Origin of the sequence: Sedimentibacter acidaminivorans (assembly GCF_017873955.1) — a bacterium.
Classification (GTDB): domain Bacteria; phylum Bacillota; class Clostridia; order Tissierellales; family Sedimentibacteraceae; genus Sedimentibacter; species Sedimentibacter acidaminivorans.
Map to the genome: position 1 here is coordinate 1 of NZ_JAGGKS010000001.1, position 17,402 is coordinate 17,402.

Here is a 17,402-nt window from a genome sequence, read left to right on the forward strand (position 1 = left end):
TCGTCGCCTTGGTGAGCCATTACCTCACCAACTAGCTAATCAGACGCGAACTCATCCTATACCTCTTAATCAATTTGACTTACTCACCATGCGATATGTAAGTGTTATATGGTTTTAATCCCAGTTTCCCGAGGCTATTCCTTTGTACAGGGTAGATTGTTCACGCGTTACTCACCCGTCCGCCACTAAGTTTATTCCGAAAAACAAACTTCGTTCGACTTGCATGTGTTAGGCACGCCGCCAGCGTTCGTCCTGAGCCAGGATCAAACTCTCGTTTAATATTTTTCCTGATGCCCAAGCTTACGCTTAGCATTACTTCATTGTTTATTACTTTTTTGTTCAAATTTACTTTAGAACTCTCAAAGGTTTTTCTTATGCTGTTTTATTGTCTATGTGCTGTTTGTTATTTGTTTGTTGCTGTTCTTTATTGCGACAGCTTAGATAGTTTATCACGCTTGTCGTTATTTGTCAAGAACTTTTTTTATTTATTTTTTCTTTGTTCCAGTCACTCATCAAGAGCAACTTTGTTAGTCTATCATATGATTGTCTAATTGTCAATCACTTTTTTCAAACTATTTTCAAACTGTTTTTTTAAATTGATAATTTATTTTTACTCCATCGCTGAAGTGCTTTTGTATTATAGCTCACTTATTAACCTTTGTCAATCCCTTTTTTTGAATTTTTTTTATTATTTATAAACATGATAATATACTACTCTATTTCCATTATAATATCCATATTTTAAGAATTCCATACCTAAACTTTCTAAAGATTTCAATGCTTTAACATTATCAGGATCTGTCATAGCTATTATTTCATTTATTTTCAGTTTTGTTAATCCATAATTAATTATTGCTATACCCAATTCTGTAGAATACCCGTTTCCCCAATAATCAGGAATTAATTTTGTTCCTATTTCAGTTTTCCTTATTGTTGATAAATGCCTAAACCCTGTAACGCCAATGAATTCATTTGTACTTTTCAAAAAAACAGGCCATCTACCTAAATTGCTTGTTTTATAATCATAGATATACTTTTTTATTTCTCTCCTACATTCATGTAAGGAAAGTACTTTACTTCCTGGAATATATTCAATTACTCTCGGGTCACTTTCTAATCTATATAAATCGTCGACATCTTGGAAAATAAATTCTCTAATAATCAATCTATCAGTATCTGCTATTATTTTCAACTTAATTGCCCCTTAATAATATTTGTCAAACATAATTTTGTCATATTTGTTATTATGCTTGTCATATAACTATGTTATGAATACGATTAATTTTTGTTAACTATAAAATCAAAACGAGATAAATAAAAAAACAACCACGTTACCATGATTGTTTTTCTAAAAGATTTTATTAATTAAAGTTTTTAATTGCCATAATATCAGATTTTAATAACCTAGCCAAAAAATCAGCCATTTCATCTCTACTAGCAACTTTAACAGGAAATATGGCTTTGCTTTCATTTGCAAGAATGTTATTTTGAGTAAAATATGATATTGCTTCTACTGCATAATCAGATATATTATTTTTATCAACATATCCATCAACCACAGAACTATCTATATCTGTATTAATCATATTTAAAACTTGCATTGCCCTATATGTCATAACAAAAATATCTTGCCTAGTAATTTGACCTTCTGGATTAAATTTATTATCCCCTACTCCTAATATCAATCCATTTTTTCTAGCTGTAGCTAATTCTTTATAATAATAATCTTCAACTGAAACATCATCAAAACCAGTTAGTCCTTCCAAACTTTCAATTTCAAATAATCTTGAAAGCATTAAAACAAAATCAGCTCGTTTAATACTTTGCTCCGGATTAAATCTACCATCGTAACCAACAACAATACTCCTAGAAGCCACATATTTTATATTTTCTTCGTATGGATTATTTTCAATATCACTAAAATACGTTCCATCATTTGTCGGATCTTCTTTATTCGATGTTTTTAACATTGCATACAACTTATCATTTTTCAAAAACGATTTATATGAAAACATACAATATCCATTAACAAAACTACTATTTCTATTTAAATCAATTTGCCTTTTTATTTCAGACCCACCATACCAGATGCTACTTGGTTCTACACCAACAGTTCTATATGCCGCTTGTCCTATATAAAGTTTCACTCCCGTACCCTTTACTACATCACTCCACCACGATACCAAAGTTTCGTAATCAGCAATTCTAAATCCAATATTCCAATAAATTTGTGGTACAATGTAATCTACATATCTCTCTTTAACCCAATATCTCGAATCAGCAAATTGATTCACATATGTTCCCCAACCATCAGTATCACTTCCAAGATGCGAGGTTGATTTATTTGCCCAAATACCTGCTGGGCTCACTCCAAATTTTACTTTAGAGTTTTTAGTATGTACTATTTCTCCAATTTCTTTTATTAATAAGTTGTTATTATTTATTCTCCATTGATTTACATCAGTAAAATCGCTACCATATTTAGCATATGTATCTTCATCTTCGAAATTTTTATCCGGATAAAAATAATCGTCTAAATGAATTCCATCAACATCATAGTTGTCCAAAATTTCTTTTACGCCACTAATTATCAACTCTCTAGCACGCGGCTCTCCTGGATTAAAATATAACTTACCATCAGAATGAAGAACAGTTAATTCAGGATTTAATACAGCTGGATTAGTAGCATATAATTTAGAATTATCGGTTGGTGTTGCCGTTATTCTATATGGGTTAATCCAAGCATGAAGTTCTAAACCTCTTTTATGTGATTCTTGTACGAAAAATTCAAGGGGATCAAAACCATTTTCGGGCGCAACTCCTTGAGTTCCTGTTAAAAATCTAGACCATGGATAAATATCTGACTTGTATATCGCATCTGAACATGACCTAACTTGTAAAAAAACCGCATTGAATCCCATATCTTTTATATTATCCAACATCTCAATAGCATCTTTTTTCAATTTATCTTCATCTGTTGTTGCCTTGCTTGGATAGTCTATCCCCCAAACTGTGGAAACCCACACACCTCTAAATTCTTTTTCTACTGCATTAATTTCACTTGATGTTACAGTGCTAAAAACAAACACCGTCATCAACAACATCAGCAATGAAGTGCTGATTATTTTTTTGTTTAATTTACGCATACTCATCTCCTTATTATCCAATTCTTTTCTATGGTGTTCTATATCAATTATACAATTTTCTACAATTTTTTTAAAGAGGTAAATAATTGATATTTACCAACGAAGCAAATATCAATTGAATTAAATACAGAAAAAATGTATTTTTAATTCAAGTTATAAACAAACATAAAAAAACACAGAATATTAAACTTGTATATACGGGCTATATTTGATATAACTCATATTAATAAAAAGTTCATTATTCTGTGTTAACTGTTAGTTGTGACAAAAGTCACATATTTGGTGCGGATGACAGGAGTTGAACCTGCACGTCATAAACGCTAGATCCTAAGTCTAGTGCGTCTGCCAATTCCGCCACATCCGCAAAGTATATGTCCAACAGCAAGATTTATTATATTACATAGAATACACTTTGTCAAGCACTTTTTCAAAAGATTTTTCTTTAAATTTTTCTAAAGAGTCAAAGCTATTTATAATGTCTATATTTTCTTGGTAAACTGATTTTTCTTGACTGAAATCCGTTGAAATATCAGCCATACTTGTATATGCTACTGGTTTGTTGTATGTATTTGCAAACCTAACGGTATGTGATGTACCACCTTTTTTTCCGCCTTCGATTACAATTATTCCTTCCGATAAAGCAGCTATTATTCGATTTCTTTCAATAAAAGTATGCATTTCTGCTTTTGCATTTGGTGGAAGTTCAGAAACTATAGCCCCATTATTTAAAAGTATCATATTATAAAGAGTTTTATTTCCTTTAGGATATATACAATGATGACCTGATGGTATTACTGCAATAGTTTTTCCTTTAGTGGAAAGGCAACCTCTATGAGCAGCTTCATCGCATCCTGTAGCAAAACCACTAACTACACAACATTCTTCTTCCGCAAGCCTTTCTGCAAGTATTGAACTCACTTCGTATCCCTTTTGAGACGGTTTTCTTGTTCCAACTATTGCTATGTTATTATAGTCATTTAAAATTTTCAAATTTCCATCAACATATAAAATCAAAGGTTTATCTTCAATAGCTCTTAACTTGTCAGGATATTCTTCATCATATATTCCAACTACATTAATTTTAGATTTTCTACATAATTCAAATATCTTTGATGATTCTTCCTCTATTTTTTCTAAATCAAATTTTAGTTTTTTTACTCCTAATGATTTTATAAGTTTAACAATTGATGAAAAATCATTTAGTTCCATGTTCTGAGAATCTATATAACTCAATATCTTACTGATTGTCTTTCTACCCAGTCCGTTAACAAGTTGTAACCTGATTATATTTTCATTACTTACCATTTAGTTTGCTCCTTATTTATTATTCTTGGGCAACAGAACATATCTAATGTTAGTGAATAAATATGTTCTACAAAATATATTGTAACATATTATCTCAAATAAAAAAACTCTTCTTTTTTAGTAAAGAGGAGTTTTTTATTTGAAATAATAAATATATAGTTTTACTAATTAAGCTATTGTAACTAATATATCACCTGTGCTTACTGCTGTTCCTTTAGAAGTATGAATTTTGGCAATTGTTCCATCAGTAGGTGCTACTAATTCATTTTCCATCTTCATTGCTTCTAATATTAATATAATATCTCCTGCTTTTACAGCTTGACCTTCTGATACTTTAATATCTAATATAGTTCCTGGCATTGGTGCTTCCATTGATTCCCCTGCTACTGGCGCTGATGGTGCCGCTTTAGGTGCAGGTGCTGCTTGTTGTACTGGTGCTGGTGCTGCCTGTGGTGCAGGAGCTGCTTGTTGTACTGGTGCATAAGTAAATGTTGGTTGAGCTGAACCTACTTCTTCTACTTCAACCGCATAAGCTTTTCCATTAACTGTTACATTAAATTTTTTCATTTTATTCCTCCATATTATCATAATTATTGTTGTAATTACTATTTTTTATCTCATTAATTTTGTTCTTCCTGCATATGCCCATATAGAGTCTAATTCAGGTGTTCTTCTTATATTTCTGACTACGAAATCACTTGTACTTTTTCCAAGCATACAAGCTATTGCCGCTGATATGGCTGCAACAGTTTCTTCATCATCCATCGATGCTAATACAGCTGCAATTACCGCTGTTATTTCATCTTCATCAGCATTGGAATGGTTTGATTCTATTTTACTGCTTGAAGGTACAACTTCTTTTTTATTAAATAAATTTTTAAACAAACCCATTTCATCACTCCTATCTTAAAGGGGAATATTTCCATGCTTTTTCTCAGGTCTTAGTTCTCTTTTTCCTAACAACATGTCAAACGAACTAATTATCCTCTTTCTTGTATCGGCTGGTTCAATTACTCCATCTATGTAGCCTCTAGCTGCAGCAATGTATGGATTTGCTACTGTATTTCTGTATTCAGCTATTTTTTCACTTCTCTTAGCAATTTTATCTTCTGATTCTTCTATTTCTTTTTTAAATATAATATTTGCAGCTCCATCAGGTCCCATAACTGCTATTTCCGCTGTTGGCCACGCTAGCACCATGTCTGCTCCTAACTCTTTTGAACACATTGCCAAATATGAACCACCATATGCTTTTCTAGTTATTACTGTAATCTTAGGAACTGTAGCTTCAGAATAAGCATACAACATTTTTGCTCCATGTCTTATTATTCCACCATACTCTTGATGCGTTCCTGGTAAGAATCCTGGTACATCCATCAACGTTAATATTGGAATATTAAATGCATCACACGTTCTAATGAATCTAGATGATTTATCTGATGCGTTAATATCAAGACATCCTGCTAATACTTTTGGCTGACTTGCAATAACACCTACGCTTCTTCCATTTAGTCTCATAAATCCAGTGATTATATTTTTAGCGAAATATGGCTGATACTCTAAAAATTCTTTATTATCAGCTAGCGTATAAATAACATCCTTCATATCATAAGCTTTATTTGGATTATCTGGTATAATTTCATTTAAAGCTTCATCTATTCTATTTATATTATCATTAACTTCCACAACAGGGGTTGTTTCTAAATTGTTCTGAGGCAAGAAGCTTATTAACTTTCTAATATTTGCCATACAAGCTTCTTCTGTATCATCAACAAATTGAGCAACTCCACTTACACTATTATGTGTCATAGCTCCACCAAGTTTTTCTGCAGATACTTTTTCACCTGTAACTGTTTCAATAACTTGAGGTCCTGTAATAAACATCTTGCTGGTTTTCTGAACCATGAATATAAAATCTGTTAATGCTGGAGAATATACAGCTCCACCTGCGCATGGTCCTAAAATAACTGATATCTGTGGGATAACACCTGAAGAAATAGTATTATTATAGAATATCTTGCCATAACCAGACAAAGCATCTACACCTTCTTGAATTCTAGCTCCACCCGAATCGTTAATACCAATAATTGGAGCTCCAACCTTAAGTGCCATTTGTTGAGCTTTAACTATCTTGGCCGCGTGCATTTCTCCTAAGGATCCACCTATAACTGTAAAATCTTGTGCAAATACATATACTAACCTTCCATCAATAGTACCGTATCCTGTTATAACACCTTCACCAGGAGCTTTTTTATTTTCCATACCAAAATTAACGCATCTGTGTTCAACAAATTCATCAATTTCTACAAAACTACTTTCATCTAATAGCATCAAAACTCTTTCTCTAGCAGTTAGCTTTCCGCCACTATGCTGTTTTTGTATTGCCTTTTGTCCACCGCCTAATTCTATCTTCTCGCTCTTTTCTCTAAGCTCAATAAGTTTTTCATTTGGCAATTTTGTTACCTCCTACTTTATTTATTTCAATGTATAATTTAAAATGACATACATATAAAATATACAATTTCGTTGGTAAAGTCAACCCTTTTTATTAAATTGCAAGACACTTTTATTAATTTGCATAATTTAATTATCTTTAATTATCAATTTGCTTTTTTTCTTAACATTTCTGTAATAAAATGTACAGGTTATTTTTATACTGCAAGTTTTATTTTTACTACCGTCTTGTTTTTTTCTTGATAGCTTTTATATAATGTCAATTCAAAGTAAGCAAAATACTTTTTATTGCATATATTAAATAATATGTAGTAAACCTAATATGGAAGGAGCGGCTATTTTAATGTATAACTATAATCCGTTTAATAGTTCTTGTATAAAAGAATACAAAAATATGAACAAAGCAAGTAAGCCATACAATGCACAAAACATGATTGTCCAAAAATCTGAAGTGCCAGGTATAAATGAAAACATAAATAATAATATTCCGCCAACTCAAGATAATAACCAAATAGAAGAAGCACCAGCTGTAACTCCGCCAGCAAACGAAGAAACTCCAGTAACTGAAACTCCAATAATTGAAGAAACACCAGCTGAAATTATTCCAATAGTTGAAGAAACACCAATTTCACAAATTGAGGACGACATAAAAACAGGCTATCTATCTGTTGGTGTTTTCACAGCGCTGCAAGCTCTACCTGTTCCTGATGCTGTTGTAACAATTTATCTTTTTAATAGCGATGACGAAGAAGAAGCACTATACATTTTAGTTACAGATGAAAACGGTAGAATCCCAGATATAGAATTACCTGTTTTTTATAACCCAGATGACCCATTTTCAAGTTCAGAATATTACTTTACACAATACAACCTAAGAGTTCAAGCAATAAACTACTATACAGTCAATATTCTTGATGTTCGAGTTTTTCCTGACATAACTACTGTTTATAAAATAGATTTAATCCCAGTAATGGCTGGAACAACAAGAGAGTCAGAACAAACAATTGTTATTCCTCCAAGTCCAATAGATGAATCAAATGAATAAGCGAGGTGATTATTAATGAGTATATCCATTCCAGGACTAACAACAGTACAAATTCCAGAAACAATTACGGTTCATTTAGGGGCACCTGATGAACCAGCACAAAATGTGACAGTATCCTTTATAGATTATATTAAAAACGTTGCTTCTAGTGAACTATACCCAACATGGCCCGAAAGTGCTCTAAGAGCTAATATATATGCTATAGTTTCAATTACTTTAAATAGAGTTTTTACTGAATGGTACAGAAGCAGGGGATATGATTTCGATATAACTAATTCAACACAATTTGATCAATATTTTGTCAAAGATAGAGGTATTTTTGATAATATCAGCGATATAGTTGATGAAGTTTTTAATGACTATGTAGTAAAACAAGGGCAACTACAGCCTTTCTATACACAGTACTGTGATGGTAGAATATCGCAATGTGATGGTATGTACCAGTGGGGAACTGTAAATTTAGCTAAAGAAGGCTATGTTCCTTATGAAATCCTTCAATACTATTATGGTGAAGATATTAACATTGTTCAAAATGCACCAATCGGAGGCGTTATAGAGACATATCCAGGCAGTCCACTAAAATTAGGTGATATGGGACCTTATGTTTTATTAGCACAAGTAATGCTAAACACTATATCCATTAACTATCCTGCAATTCCTAAGATTTATCCCGTTGATGGAAATTTTAATTCCACTACAGAGTCTGCAGTAAGGGAATTTCAAACAATATTTGGCATAAACCCTACAGGAATTATAGATAAAGGAACTTGGTATAAAATAAGAAATATTTATACTTCTGTAAGAAAACTCGCTGAATTGACATCTCAAGGTATATTAATAAGTGAAATTCCTAAAGAATTACCTACTGATTTAAGTACCGTAGTCCCTAGAGTACAGTTAGTACAATATTTTTTAAATGTTTTGTCTGCATTTTATAGTACAATTCAACCAGTAGATATAGATGGAATATTAGGACCACAAACAAGACAATCAATAATAGCATTTCAAAAAGCTGTAGATATACCAGTAACTGGATTAATAGATAACCAAACATGGACTTCTATGTATAATAGTGTAGTAGGAATTTTAAATACCCTACCACCGTCTGCAATTGCATTGCCAAGCTTATTATATCAAAACATATTATACAAATTAGGATCTGAAGGTCCAGGTGTTTATATAATACAACAATACTTATCATATATTTCAACGTTTTTGACAGATATACCAGAAGTTACACCAGATGGAGAATTTGGTCCTAATACACAAGCAGCTGTTATTGCATTTCAAAATAGATTTGGGCTCACACCAGATGGTATAGTAGGTCAAACCACATGGGATAAAATAGTTGAAGTTTATCGAGATTTAAGATTTGGTGAAAGAACAATAATTACACAAAGTAAGGCAAGATAAAACAAGGAGGAGTTAAAATGTCAGTACGCATACCTGGTGTTACATATGCAAACATCGTTGACAAAATAGTGGTTCACCTTGGAAAGCCTGACGAGCCAGCAGAAAATGTAACCATTAATTTTATAGATTATATAAAAAATGTTGCCTCCAGTGAACTCTATCCTACTTGGCCTGAAGAAGCGCTAAGAGCTAATATATATGCCATTGTGTCAATTACATTAAATAGATTATTCACTCAGTGGTACAGAGCTCAAGGGTACAATTTTGATATAACTAATTCAACTCAATTTGATCAAGCTTTTGTAAAGGACAGAGGAACATTTGAAAATGTAGATGAAATAGTAAATGAAATATTCGATGAGTATATACGAAGAGAGGGCAATATCGAACCACTTTTTGCTCAATACTGCGATGGACGTATATCGCAATGTGATGGAATGTATCAGTGGGGTAGCGTTGATTTGGCCAACCAAGGCTACACTCCACTGGAAATCTTGCAATACTATTATGGAAACAATATTGAAATTGTAACAGCTGTACCACTGGATACAATCGATGGAAGTTTTAGGGGGTCGCCTATTAGTAAGGGTGATTCCGGAGTCGATGTTTTAGTATTACAATACAGGCTAAATAGAATTTCAAACAATTTCCCTGCAATTCCCAAAATACCTGCTATGACAGGATATTATGGAGATTTTACTGAGGCAGCCGTTACACAATTTCAAACAATATTTAAACTAAACCCTACAGGTATTGTTAACAGGGGAACCTGGTATGAAATACGACATATATTTAATGCTGTTACAAAGATATCTGAATTAGCTTCAAAAGGTCTCTCACAAGAAAATATATCCAGACAGTTTTCTGGAATTACAATTGAAGGAGAAGCCACTCCACGAGTAGAACTCCTTCAATATTTTATCAATATTTTGTCAGCTTTTTATGCATCTATTCCTTCTGTTGTGCTTGACGGTTACTTCGGTCCCGAAACAAGAACTGCAATATTAGAATTTCAAAAAACTATGAATTTACCAATGACAGGGTTAGTGGATAAAACGACATGGGATGTTCTATTTCGTAGTATTTTAGGTATTGTTACAACAATTCCACCGTCATCATTATCTGTACCTCTTGAATTGTTAGATATAGCTGATTATCCAGGAATAGACTATGAACGAGGAATGGGAACTGAATATCCTGGAGTATTTGTAATACAAGAATTACTAGCTTATATATCTTCGAATATACCTGACATAACTTATGTTCCATACAACCTTATTGATGGTGTATTTGGTCCAATTACTGAATCTGCTGTAATCACCTTCCAACAGTATTATGGGCTTGAACCTACTGGAATTGTAGATGAAATAACATGGAATAAATTAGTAGAAGTATACCGTAACCTTAGATATGGTGAATCAATTGAATTGCAACTAGAATCATAAAATTAATATAATTAAATTAGATATTTAATATGATGGAGGTAAGTAATGAGTGAAATAAATGATATTATAAATATTAACCCTGTTAAAGAAATACAAATGTATTTAAAAGAAATTTCAAAACATAATTCAAACATAAGTATAAAACACACAGATGGTATATTTGATTCGGAAACAAAAGAAGCAGTGACTATATTTCAAAGAATATATGGGCTTCCACCAAATGGAACGGTTGACCTAGCTACATGGAGTAAATTATTATATGAATATAACAAAATAACAAGCACAGACAATATTCCTAACAAACTGGATTGTTTCCCAGATAATGTTACAGAAATTAAACTAGGTGATAAAAAATCTATAGTATATATAATACAAATATTAATTAATGACTTAAGTAAAAAATATAATAATATCAATAATATTGATATCACAGGAGTTTATGATGAAGCAACAGAAGCAGCTGTTAAACAATTTCAATCTATAAACAAATTACCCATTACAGGTATTGTAGATATAAAAACTTGGAATTCCTTAACCTGTATAAACAATGTATGCAGAATGCAAGATAAATAAATAATTGTTATTTTATAATATAACTTGATAGTTTTTCAGTAATGCAGTAATTACTGAAAAACTTTTTATTTGCTACAATAATTAAAGTATTAAGACTAGAAATAAATTTTAAGTATTTTCCTTTAACCTATTGACAAATTATAGCCATTTGTTACAATATAATTAGCACTCATTAGTCAAGAGTGCTAACAAATTCAATTAAAAATAAAAATATTATAAAAGATAAGAAAGGAATGATAAAATGGCAAAAAAACAATTTAAGGCTGAGTCAAAAAGGCTTCTTGATTTAATGATTAACTCAATCTACACTCATAAAGAAATATTTATAAGAGAACTTATTTCAAATGCAAGCGATGCTATAGACAAAAGCTATTATAAATCTCTTACAGATACCAATATTAACTTTAATAAAGATGATTTTTTTATTCGAATTTCTGCTGATAAAGAAGATCGAACTCTCACTATATCCGATACTGGTATAGGAATGACTAAAGAAGAATTAGAATCTAATTTAGGAACTATAGCTAAAAGTGGTTCTTTTGATTTTAAGGAAAAAAATGAAACAAAAGATGGTATTGATATTATAGGTCAATTTGGTGTTGGGTTTTATTCTGCATTTATGGTTTCAGATTTAGTAATAGTTACAAGTAAAGCGCTTGGGTCTGACACAGCATACAAATGGCAATCAAGTGGTGCTGATGGATACAGCATAGAGCCTTGTGAAAAAGAAACAACTGGTACACAAATTACTCTTAAAATAAAACCTAATACTGATGATAATAACTATGATGAGTATTTAGATGAATATAATTTAAAATCATTAGTGAAAAAATATTCTGATTTTATTAAATATCCAATTAAAATGAATGTTGTAAAAAAGAAACTAAAAGAAGATTCTGAAAAAGAAAAAGAAGATTCAGAAAAAGAATATGAAGAATATATTGAAGATGAAACATTAAATAGTATGGTTCCTATTTGGCGCAGAAATAAAAGCGAATTAAAACCTGAAGATTATGATAATTTTTATATGGATAAACATTTTGGTTATGAAAAGCCTTTAAAATATATTCATGCAAGCATTGAAGGTATAACAAGCTATAATGCAATAATGTACATACCTGCAAAAGCTCAATACGATTTCTATACTAAGGAATTTGAAAAAGGCCTAGAATTATATTCAAACGGTGTAATGATAATGAATAAATGTAGTGATCTTTTACCTGATTATTTTAGTTTTGTTCAAGGTTTAGTTGATTCAGCTGATTTATCTTTAAATATATCTAGGGAATTGTTACAACACGATAGGCAGCTTCAATTTATTGCAAAGAAAATTAAAGAAAAAATCAAAAGCGAACTTTTATCAATGCAAAGAGATGAAAGAGAAAAATATAATGAATTCTTTAATAATTTTGGTAGAACTCTAAAATATGGTATATATCAAGGTTGGGGAGCAAACAAAGAAATACTTCAAGATTTACTCATGTTCTATTCTTCTAGCGAAAAAAATCTTGTTACTCTAGATGAATATATTTCTCGCATGAAGGAAGATCAAAAATATATCTATTATGCAACAGGCGATACTAATGATAAAATTTCTAAGCTTCCTCAAACTGAAGTTGTCCTCGATAAAGGATATGAAATACTATATTTCACTGATGAAATAGATGAATTTGCTATAAAGATGCTTATGAATTATAAGGAAAAAGAGTTTAAGTCTGTTTCTAGTTCTGATTTAGGCATAGAGCCTGATGAAAAAGAAAGTGAAGAAGAAAAAGAAGATAACAAAGATATTTTCAATTATATGAAAGATTCATTAAAAGGTAAAGTTAAAGAAGTTAGGGCATCAAAGAGACTGAAAAATCATCCAGTATGTCTTGCAAGCGAAGGTGAATTATCTATAGAAATGGAAAAGGTACTGAGTGCAATGCCTGATAACAAGGGTGATATTCATGCAGCTAAAATACTTGAAATAAATACTAGCCACGAAGTTTTTGATAAACTCAAAAATTCATTTAATGGTGATAAGGAAAAATTAAAGAAACTTACTAATGTTTTATATAATCAAGCATTGCTTATTGAAGGTTTGACAATCGAAGACCCTGTTCAATATGCAAATGATATATGTGAATTATTGCAATAGGAATAACAACTTGAAAGCAACAAAAGAATATAAAAACAATTGTTATAACAATTTTGGAACGGGTAAACCGTTCCTTTTTTATGAAATTATTTATTGTTATAAATTTTTCTTTTATCTATTGAATATAATTGGTAATATTGGTATACTTGAAAATATTATATATGGAGGTAATTATTTTGATAGAAATTTTAAAAGCGGTATTACTAGGTATTGTCCAAGGTATTACTGAATGGCTACCTGTCAGTAGTACTGGCCATATGATTTTAGTTGATGAATTTATTAAATTAAATTTTTCTGATTTATATGTGAACACATTTTTAGTTGTAATTCAGTTTGGTTCAATACTTGCTGTTGTTAGTTTATTCTTTCATAAACTAAATCCATTTTCAAATAAAAAATCATTGAAAGAGAAAAAGGATACTATATCACTTTGGATAAAAGTTATTATAGCTATTATACCATCTGGTGTCATTGGAGTATTGTTTGATGATAAAATTGACGAATTGTTCTACAACCCTGTAACTGTTGCTTTAGCGCTAATTGTGTATGGTGTTATCATGATTTATATTGAAAGCGGAAACAGAACGTCAAAAGTAAAAGATTTTTCTGGACTTTCTTATAAATTAGCCTTTGCTATTGGTGTGTTTCAGTGTTTAGCTTTGATACCAGGAACCTCTCGTTCAGGTTCAACTATTATAGGAGCAGTATTACTTGGAACATCCCGTTTTGTTGCTACAGAATTTTCTTTTTTCATGGCTGTACCTACAATGCTTGGAGCTAGTGCTCTAAAGCTTATGAAAGCTGGTTTTGCATTTTCTAGTTATGAGTGGATTGTACTTGGAATAGGTTCACTAGTCGCTTATATTGTTTCTATATTAGCTATCAAATTTCTCATGGATTATATTAGAAAGCATGACTTCAAGGCATTTGGTTATTATAGAATAATCTTAGGTTTCATAGTTCTAGCCTACTTCTACATATTAATGTAAAATGGTGCGCATGAATGCGCACCATTTTTTATTGTTCAAATTGTTCAAATTGTTCAAAATATTCCTCTAGTGTCAATTGACTTTTATATATTTCTTCAGCTAATGATGGTCCCACATATCTTAAATGCCATGGCTCGTATTGATATCCTGTTATTTCTTCTTTTCCTTTAGGATATCTTACAATAAACCCAAATTTGTGAGCATTTTCTGCTATCCATTTACCTTCCTCTTTATCACCAAATGTAGTATCTAATTGATAATTCATAGTTGGGCAAGTTATATCCATTGCAAGCCCAGTTTGATGTTCACTTTGACCTGGTCTTGCACTAAATTTATCTGCAGCCTCCTGTCCATGATTTGATACATAGGATGAATATAATGATACTTGTGTATTATATGACCTGTATCCAGAACGAGCATATAAGTCAAAAGATTGTTCTTCCTTTGCTGCAGCGAATAATTCTTTCAAGGCATCATATGCAACTTTCCTAAGTTGATTAACTTCAGGATTTTGCAAACTTTTAGGAATGTCATCTAGAGGAACTAAGTCGTCTGGGATATATGAACTTGGTATATTTCTTGATTTATTTACTACCATGTCATATGAATCAGGGTTAGTTACTACTTTATTTTCATCTATAGTACTTGCTAAGTCATTAAATATTTTTATTGTTATATCACTGTTGTATTCTTTATAATTTACAGTTACCGTAGCAGTATCTGCTGTCAATGCTTTATCAGATACAGTAATAGTGTTATTAACAATTTCTAATAAATCACTGTCTGTTGAAAACAAAATATTATTATTTAACTCTTCTTTTTTCCCGGACTTATTTATTGCCTCAACTTTAAAATTATTCAAATTAATTACTGCACCTGTATTTGTTGTGCAGATATTAGGTGATACTTTTATTTCTGATATTTCATTATTATTTGTACTTTGAGATTGTTCTTTTTGTTCATTTATATCATCTTGCGATGATTGAGAACTATCTAAATCCTGTTTTGAATTTCCACTTATTGACTTTACCATTAATACTAATAATAATATAAATACTGATGTCACTATTAATAAAAATCTTTGTTTTTTTTGTTTTCTTTTTCTGCTCATGTTTTCTCCTGCTACTTTGTTAGTTTTTATTATTGCTCTATTTTCTTCCACATGATTACTGCACTTTCAGTAGGTTTTTGATAATAATTAGGACGTTTTCCAGCTGACTCAAACCCAAATTTTTCATACAGATGTATTGCTTCTAAATTTGATTCCCTTGCCTCCAACGTTACATTATATATTTCACTACATTTGCAAACTTCAATCATTTTACTTATAAGCATAGATGCAATTCCCTTTTTTCTATACTCGGGCAATACTGCAACATTAGTAATATGACCCTCATCACAAATTTTCCACATTCCCATATAACCAACTAATTTACCATCAATTATAGCACATTGATAATATGCCATTTTATTTAACAATTCTTGTGCAATTAATTCTTTTGACCAAGGTATGGAAAAACATATTTTTTCGATTTCAGCAACTTCATCTATGTCACTAAAACTTATTTCCCTAACCTCAACTTCCATATAGTTCCCCCGCCTTTTTAAAATTTAATTTATTTTATTTTATTTCTTTCTGCCTGTGATAATCTTAAATACTTAGGATAAAATTCAGATGAATCTATTGTTTCGCCATTCAAATACATATTATAACCTAAACAAGCCAGTGGTGATGCACTTAGTATATTAAATTGTTTTGGTGAAAAGGTATATTCAATTTTCAGTTTTTCTATAAATATACTTTTATAATTTTCAGAACCATCACCTGATAAAATTATAGGCTTTTTTAAGTCATTTAGAAATTCTATCAATTCATCAATAGTTGATGGAAATTGCTCTTTAACAGTAATTAAATTATTATTCACCCAAGTATATATACCTGAATACAATCTGCCTGATTTCGCATCCATAACTGGTACTATATATTTATCTATAGAGTATATATTAGCTGCCAGTGATTTCATTGTTGGAACATTGGCTATTGGTACATTTATAGCATAGGCAATACTTTTCGCTATACTAGCTCCAATTCTCAAACCAGTATAAGAACCTGGACCTTCTGATATTGCTATCAGTTCAATATCTTTTATATTTATCTCCATATCTTCTAAAAGCTTTTCTATTAAAGGCATTAGCTTTTCTGAATGAGTTTTTTTATGACCTATTGAATACTCTCCTAAAACCATATCATTTTCAGATACAGCACAAGAGGCAATAATTGAAGCTGATTCAATTGCAAGTATTTTCATGTTTTTTTAGCTCCTCTAATATTTTTTCATAAGCATGACCTTGTCCTTTGATTGAAAATATTCTTGTATCTTCATCATTAGTTCTTTGTATATATATATTTATTCTATTAGCAGGTAGCATGTTACTAATTTTTTGTGACCACTCTATAATACATACTCCTTCTGAATAAATGTAATCTTCATAACCTAAGTCATACATGTCATCTTCTGAATTTATTCTATATACATCCATATGATAAAAAGGTAAAATACCTTCATATTCTTTTATAATAGTGAAGGTAGGACTTGTTATATATTCTTTTATTTCAAACTCCTTCGCTATATATTGTGTCAATGTAGTTTTACCAGCACCTAAATCCCCATCTAAACACAACACAGTACCTTTCACCAGATTTTTAGCGATTATTTTTCCAATTAATTTTGTATCTTCTAAATTGCATACTTTTATTTCCATATATTTTCCTTTTGTTTGATTAATATATTTGCTTATTGCAAATGCATATGAAATACTCACCCTACAAATATTGATTCCTTATAATATTTGATTTTTTAAGGTACGCATTTTATGCATATTGTATGCTAA

General features: G+C 30.9%; 16 protein-coding genes, 1 tRNA gene and 1 rRNA gene. 6 read left to right on the plus strand and 12 right to left on the minus strand.

The genetic code is table 11. The features are described from left to right. The 8 genes from J2Z76_RS00005 to J2Z76_RS00040 form a co-directional block, all read right to left on the minus strand. Positions 1-279 (minus strand): 16S ribosomal RNA (locus J2Z76_RS00005); the annotation flags it as partial. Positions 280-688: 409 nt separating this feature from the next. After that, on the minus strand, positions 689-1,192 hold the full coding sequence (locus J2Z76_RS00010; protein ID WP_209509937.1) for a GNAT family N-acetyltransferase: 504 nt from the start codon (positions 1,190-1,192) through the stop codon (positions 689-691). Positions 1,193-1,361: 169 nt separating this feature from the next. Beyond that, the gene (locus tag J2Z76_RS00015; protein WP_209509938.1) at positions 1,362-3,146 is read right to left on the minus strand and encodes a family 10 glycosylhydrolase; all 1,785 of its coding nucleotides are present in this window, start codon (positions 3,144-3,146) and stop codon (positions 1,362-1,364) included. Positions 3,147-3,426: 280 nt separating this feature from the next. Next, positions 3,427-3,510 (minus strand) — tRNA-Leu (locus tag J2Z76_RS00020). A gap of 32 nt (positions 3,511-3,542) precedes the next feature. Further along, positions 3,543-4,451 carry a DNA-processing protein DprA gene (locus tag J2Z76_RS00025; protein ID WP_209509939.1) on the minus strand — a complete coding sequence of 303 codons (909 nt, stop codon included), beginning with the start codon at positions 4,449-4,451 and terminating at the stop codon, positions 3,543-3,545. Positions 4,452-4,619: 168 nt separating this feature from the next. Next, positions 4,620-5,018, minus strand: coding sequence for a biotin/lipoyl-containing protein (locus tag J2Z76_RS00030; protein ID WP_209509940.1), 399 nt, complete (start codon positions 5,016-5,018; stop codon positions 4,620-4,622). A 45-nt stretch (positions 5,019-5,063) separates the two neighbouring features. After that, positions 5,064-5,342: an OadG family protein gene (locus tag J2Z76_RS00035; protein WP_209509941.1), complete on the minus strand. Its 279-nt coding sequence runs from the start codon at positions 5,340-5,342 to the stop codon at positions 5,064-5,066. A 15-nt stretch (positions 5,343-5,357) separates the two neighbouring features. Beyond that, positions 5,358-6,905 (minus strand): acyl-CoA carboxylase subunit beta, encoded by a 1,548-nt coding sequence (locus J2Z76_RS00040; protein ID WP_209509942.1) that lies wholly within the window; start codon positions 6,903-6,905, stop codon positions 5,358-5,360. Positions 6,906-7,248: 343 nt separating this feature from the next. Between J2Z76_RS00040 and J2Z76_RS00045 the strand changes: the two genes are divergently transcribed. From J2Z76_RS00045 to J2Z76_RS00070, 6 genes are all read left to right on the plus strand, one after another. Further along, entirely contained in the window at positions 7,249-7,950 is a 702-nt protein-coding gene (locus tag J2Z76_RS00045) for a hypothetical protein (protein WP_209509943.1), read from the plus strand. A gap of 15 nt (positions 7,951-7,965) precedes the next feature. Beyond that, on the plus strand, positions 7,966-9,363 hold the full coding sequence (locus tag J2Z76_RS00050; RefSeq protein ID WP_209509944.1) for a peptidoglycan-binding domain-containing protein: 1,398 nt from the start codon (positions 7,966-7,968) through the stop codon (positions 9,361-9,363). Between the two features lie 17 nt (positions 9,364-9,380). After that, a complete protein-coding gene (locus tag J2Z76_RS00055) occupies positions 9,381-10,808 on the plus strand; it encodes a peptidoglycan-binding protein (protein ID WP_209509945.1) in 1,428 nt (475 codons plus the stop codon). A 45-nt stretch (positions 10,809-10,853) separates the two neighbouring features. Beyond that, entirely contained in the window at positions 10,854-11,381 is a 528-nt protein-coding gene (locus J2Z76_RS00060; RefSeq protein WP_209509946.1) for a peptidoglycan-binding domain-containing protein, read from the plus strand. A 241-nt stretch (positions 11,382-11,622) separates the two neighbouring features. Beyond that, complete coding sequence (gene htpG / locus J2Z76_RS00065; protein ID WP_209509947.1) at positions 11,623-13,521, plus strand: molecular chaperone HtpG; 1,899 nt, start codon at positions 11,623-11,625, stop codon at positions 13,519-13,521. Between the two features lie 161 nt (positions 13,522-13,682). Further along, entirely contained in the window at positions 13,683-14,510 is an 828-nt protein-coding gene (locus J2Z76_RS00070) for an undecaprenyl-diphosphate phosphatase (protein WP_209509948.1), read from the plus strand. Between the two features lie 28 nt (positions 14,511-14,538). Here J2Z76_RS00070 and J2Z76_RS16920 read toward each other — a convergent pair whose 3' ends face one another. The 4 genes from J2Z76_RS16920 to tsaE are packed head-to-tail and all read right to left on the minus strand — an operon-like array spanning position 14,539 to position 17,273. After that, on the minus strand, positions 14,539-15,672 hold the full coding sequence (locus J2Z76_RS16920) for a M15 family metallopeptidase (protein ID WP_342454995.1): 1,134 nt from the start codon (positions 15,670-15,672) through the stop codon (positions 14,539-14,541). Further along, positions 15,651-16,097 carry a ribosomal protein S18-alanine N-acetyltransferase gene (gene rimI / locus J2Z76_RS00080; protein ID WP_209509949.1) on the minus strand — a complete coding sequence of 149 codons (447 nt, stop codon included), beginning with the start codon at positions 16,095-16,097 and terminating at the stop codon, positions 15,651-15,653. Before rimI ends, J2Z76_RS16920 begins: the two co-directional genes overlap by 22 nt. Positions 16,098-16,126: 29 nt before the next feature. Next, entirely contained in the window at positions 16,127-16,819 is a 693-nt protein-coding gene (gene tsaB / locus J2Z76_RS00085) for a tRNA (adenosine(37)-N6)-threonylcarbamoyltransferase complex dimerization subunit type 1 TsaB (protein WP_209509950.1), read from the minus strand. After that, positions 16,800-17,273, minus strand: coding sequence for a tRNA (adenosine(37)-N6)-threonylcarbamoyltransferase complex ATPase subunit type 1 TsaE (tsaE, locus tag J2Z76_RS00090; RefSeq protein WP_209509951.1), 474 nt, complete (start codon positions 17,271-17,273; stop codon positions 16,800-16,802). Before tsaE ends, tsaB begins: the two co-directional genes overlap by 20 nt. Between the last annotated feature and the right edge of the window lie 129 nt (positions 17,274-17,402).

Excerpts from the sequence above, each read along its gene's own strand:
- J2Z76_RS00025 (WP_209509939.1), bottom strand. The coding sequence starts at position 4,451 with ATGGTAAGTAATGAAAATATAATCAGGTTACAACTTGTTAACGGACTG.
- rimI (WP_209509949.1), bottom strand. The coding sequence starts at position 16,097 with ATGGAAGTTGAGGTTAGGGAAATAAGTTTTAGTGACATAGATGAAGTT.
- J2Z76_RS00015 (WP_209509938.1), bottom strand. The coding sequence starts at position 3,146 with ATGCGTAAATTAAACAAAAAAATAATCAGCACTTCATTGCTGATGTTG.
- J2Z76_RS00060 (WP_209509946.1), top strand. The coding sequence starts at position 10,854 with ATGAGTGAAATAAATGATATTATAAATATTAACCCTGTTAAAGAAATA.
- J2Z76_RS00030 (WP_209509940.1), bottom strand. The coding sequence starts at position 5,018 with ATGAAAAAATTTAATGTAACAGTTAATGGAAAAGCTTATGCGGTTGAA.
- J2Z76_RS00070 (WP_209509948.1), top strand. The coding sequence starts at position 13,683 with ATGGAGGTAATTATTTTGATAGAAATTTTAAAAGCGGTATTACTAGGT.
- tsaB (WP_209509950.1), bottom strand. The coding sequence starts at position 16,819 with ATGAAAATACTTGCAATTGAATCAGCTTCAATTATTGCCTCTTGTGCT.
- J2Z76_RS00045 (WP_209509943.1), top strand. The coding sequence starts at position 7,249 with ATGTATAACTATAATCCGTTTAATAGTTCTTGTATAAAAGAATACAAA.
- J2Z76_RS00055 (WP_209509945.1), top strand. The coding sequence starts at position 9,381 with ATGTCAGTACGCATACCTGGTGTTACATATGCAAACATCGTTGACAAA.
- tsaE (WP_209509951.1), bottom strand. The coding sequence starts at position 17,273 with ATGGAAATAAAAGTATGCAATTTAGAAGATACAAAATTAATTGGAAAA.
- htpG (WP_209509947.1), top strand. The coding sequence starts at position 11,623 with ATGGCAAAAAAACAATTTAAGGCTGAGTCAAAAAGGCTTCTTGATTTA.
- J2Z76_RS00050 (WP_209509944.1), top strand. The coding sequence starts at position 7,966 with ATGAGTATATCCATTCCAGGACTAACAACAGTACAAATTCCAGAAACA.
- J2Z76_RS00035 (WP_209509941.1), bottom strand. The coding sequence starts at position 5,342 with ATGGGTTTGTTTAAAAATTTATTTAATAAAAAAGAAGTTGTACCTTCA.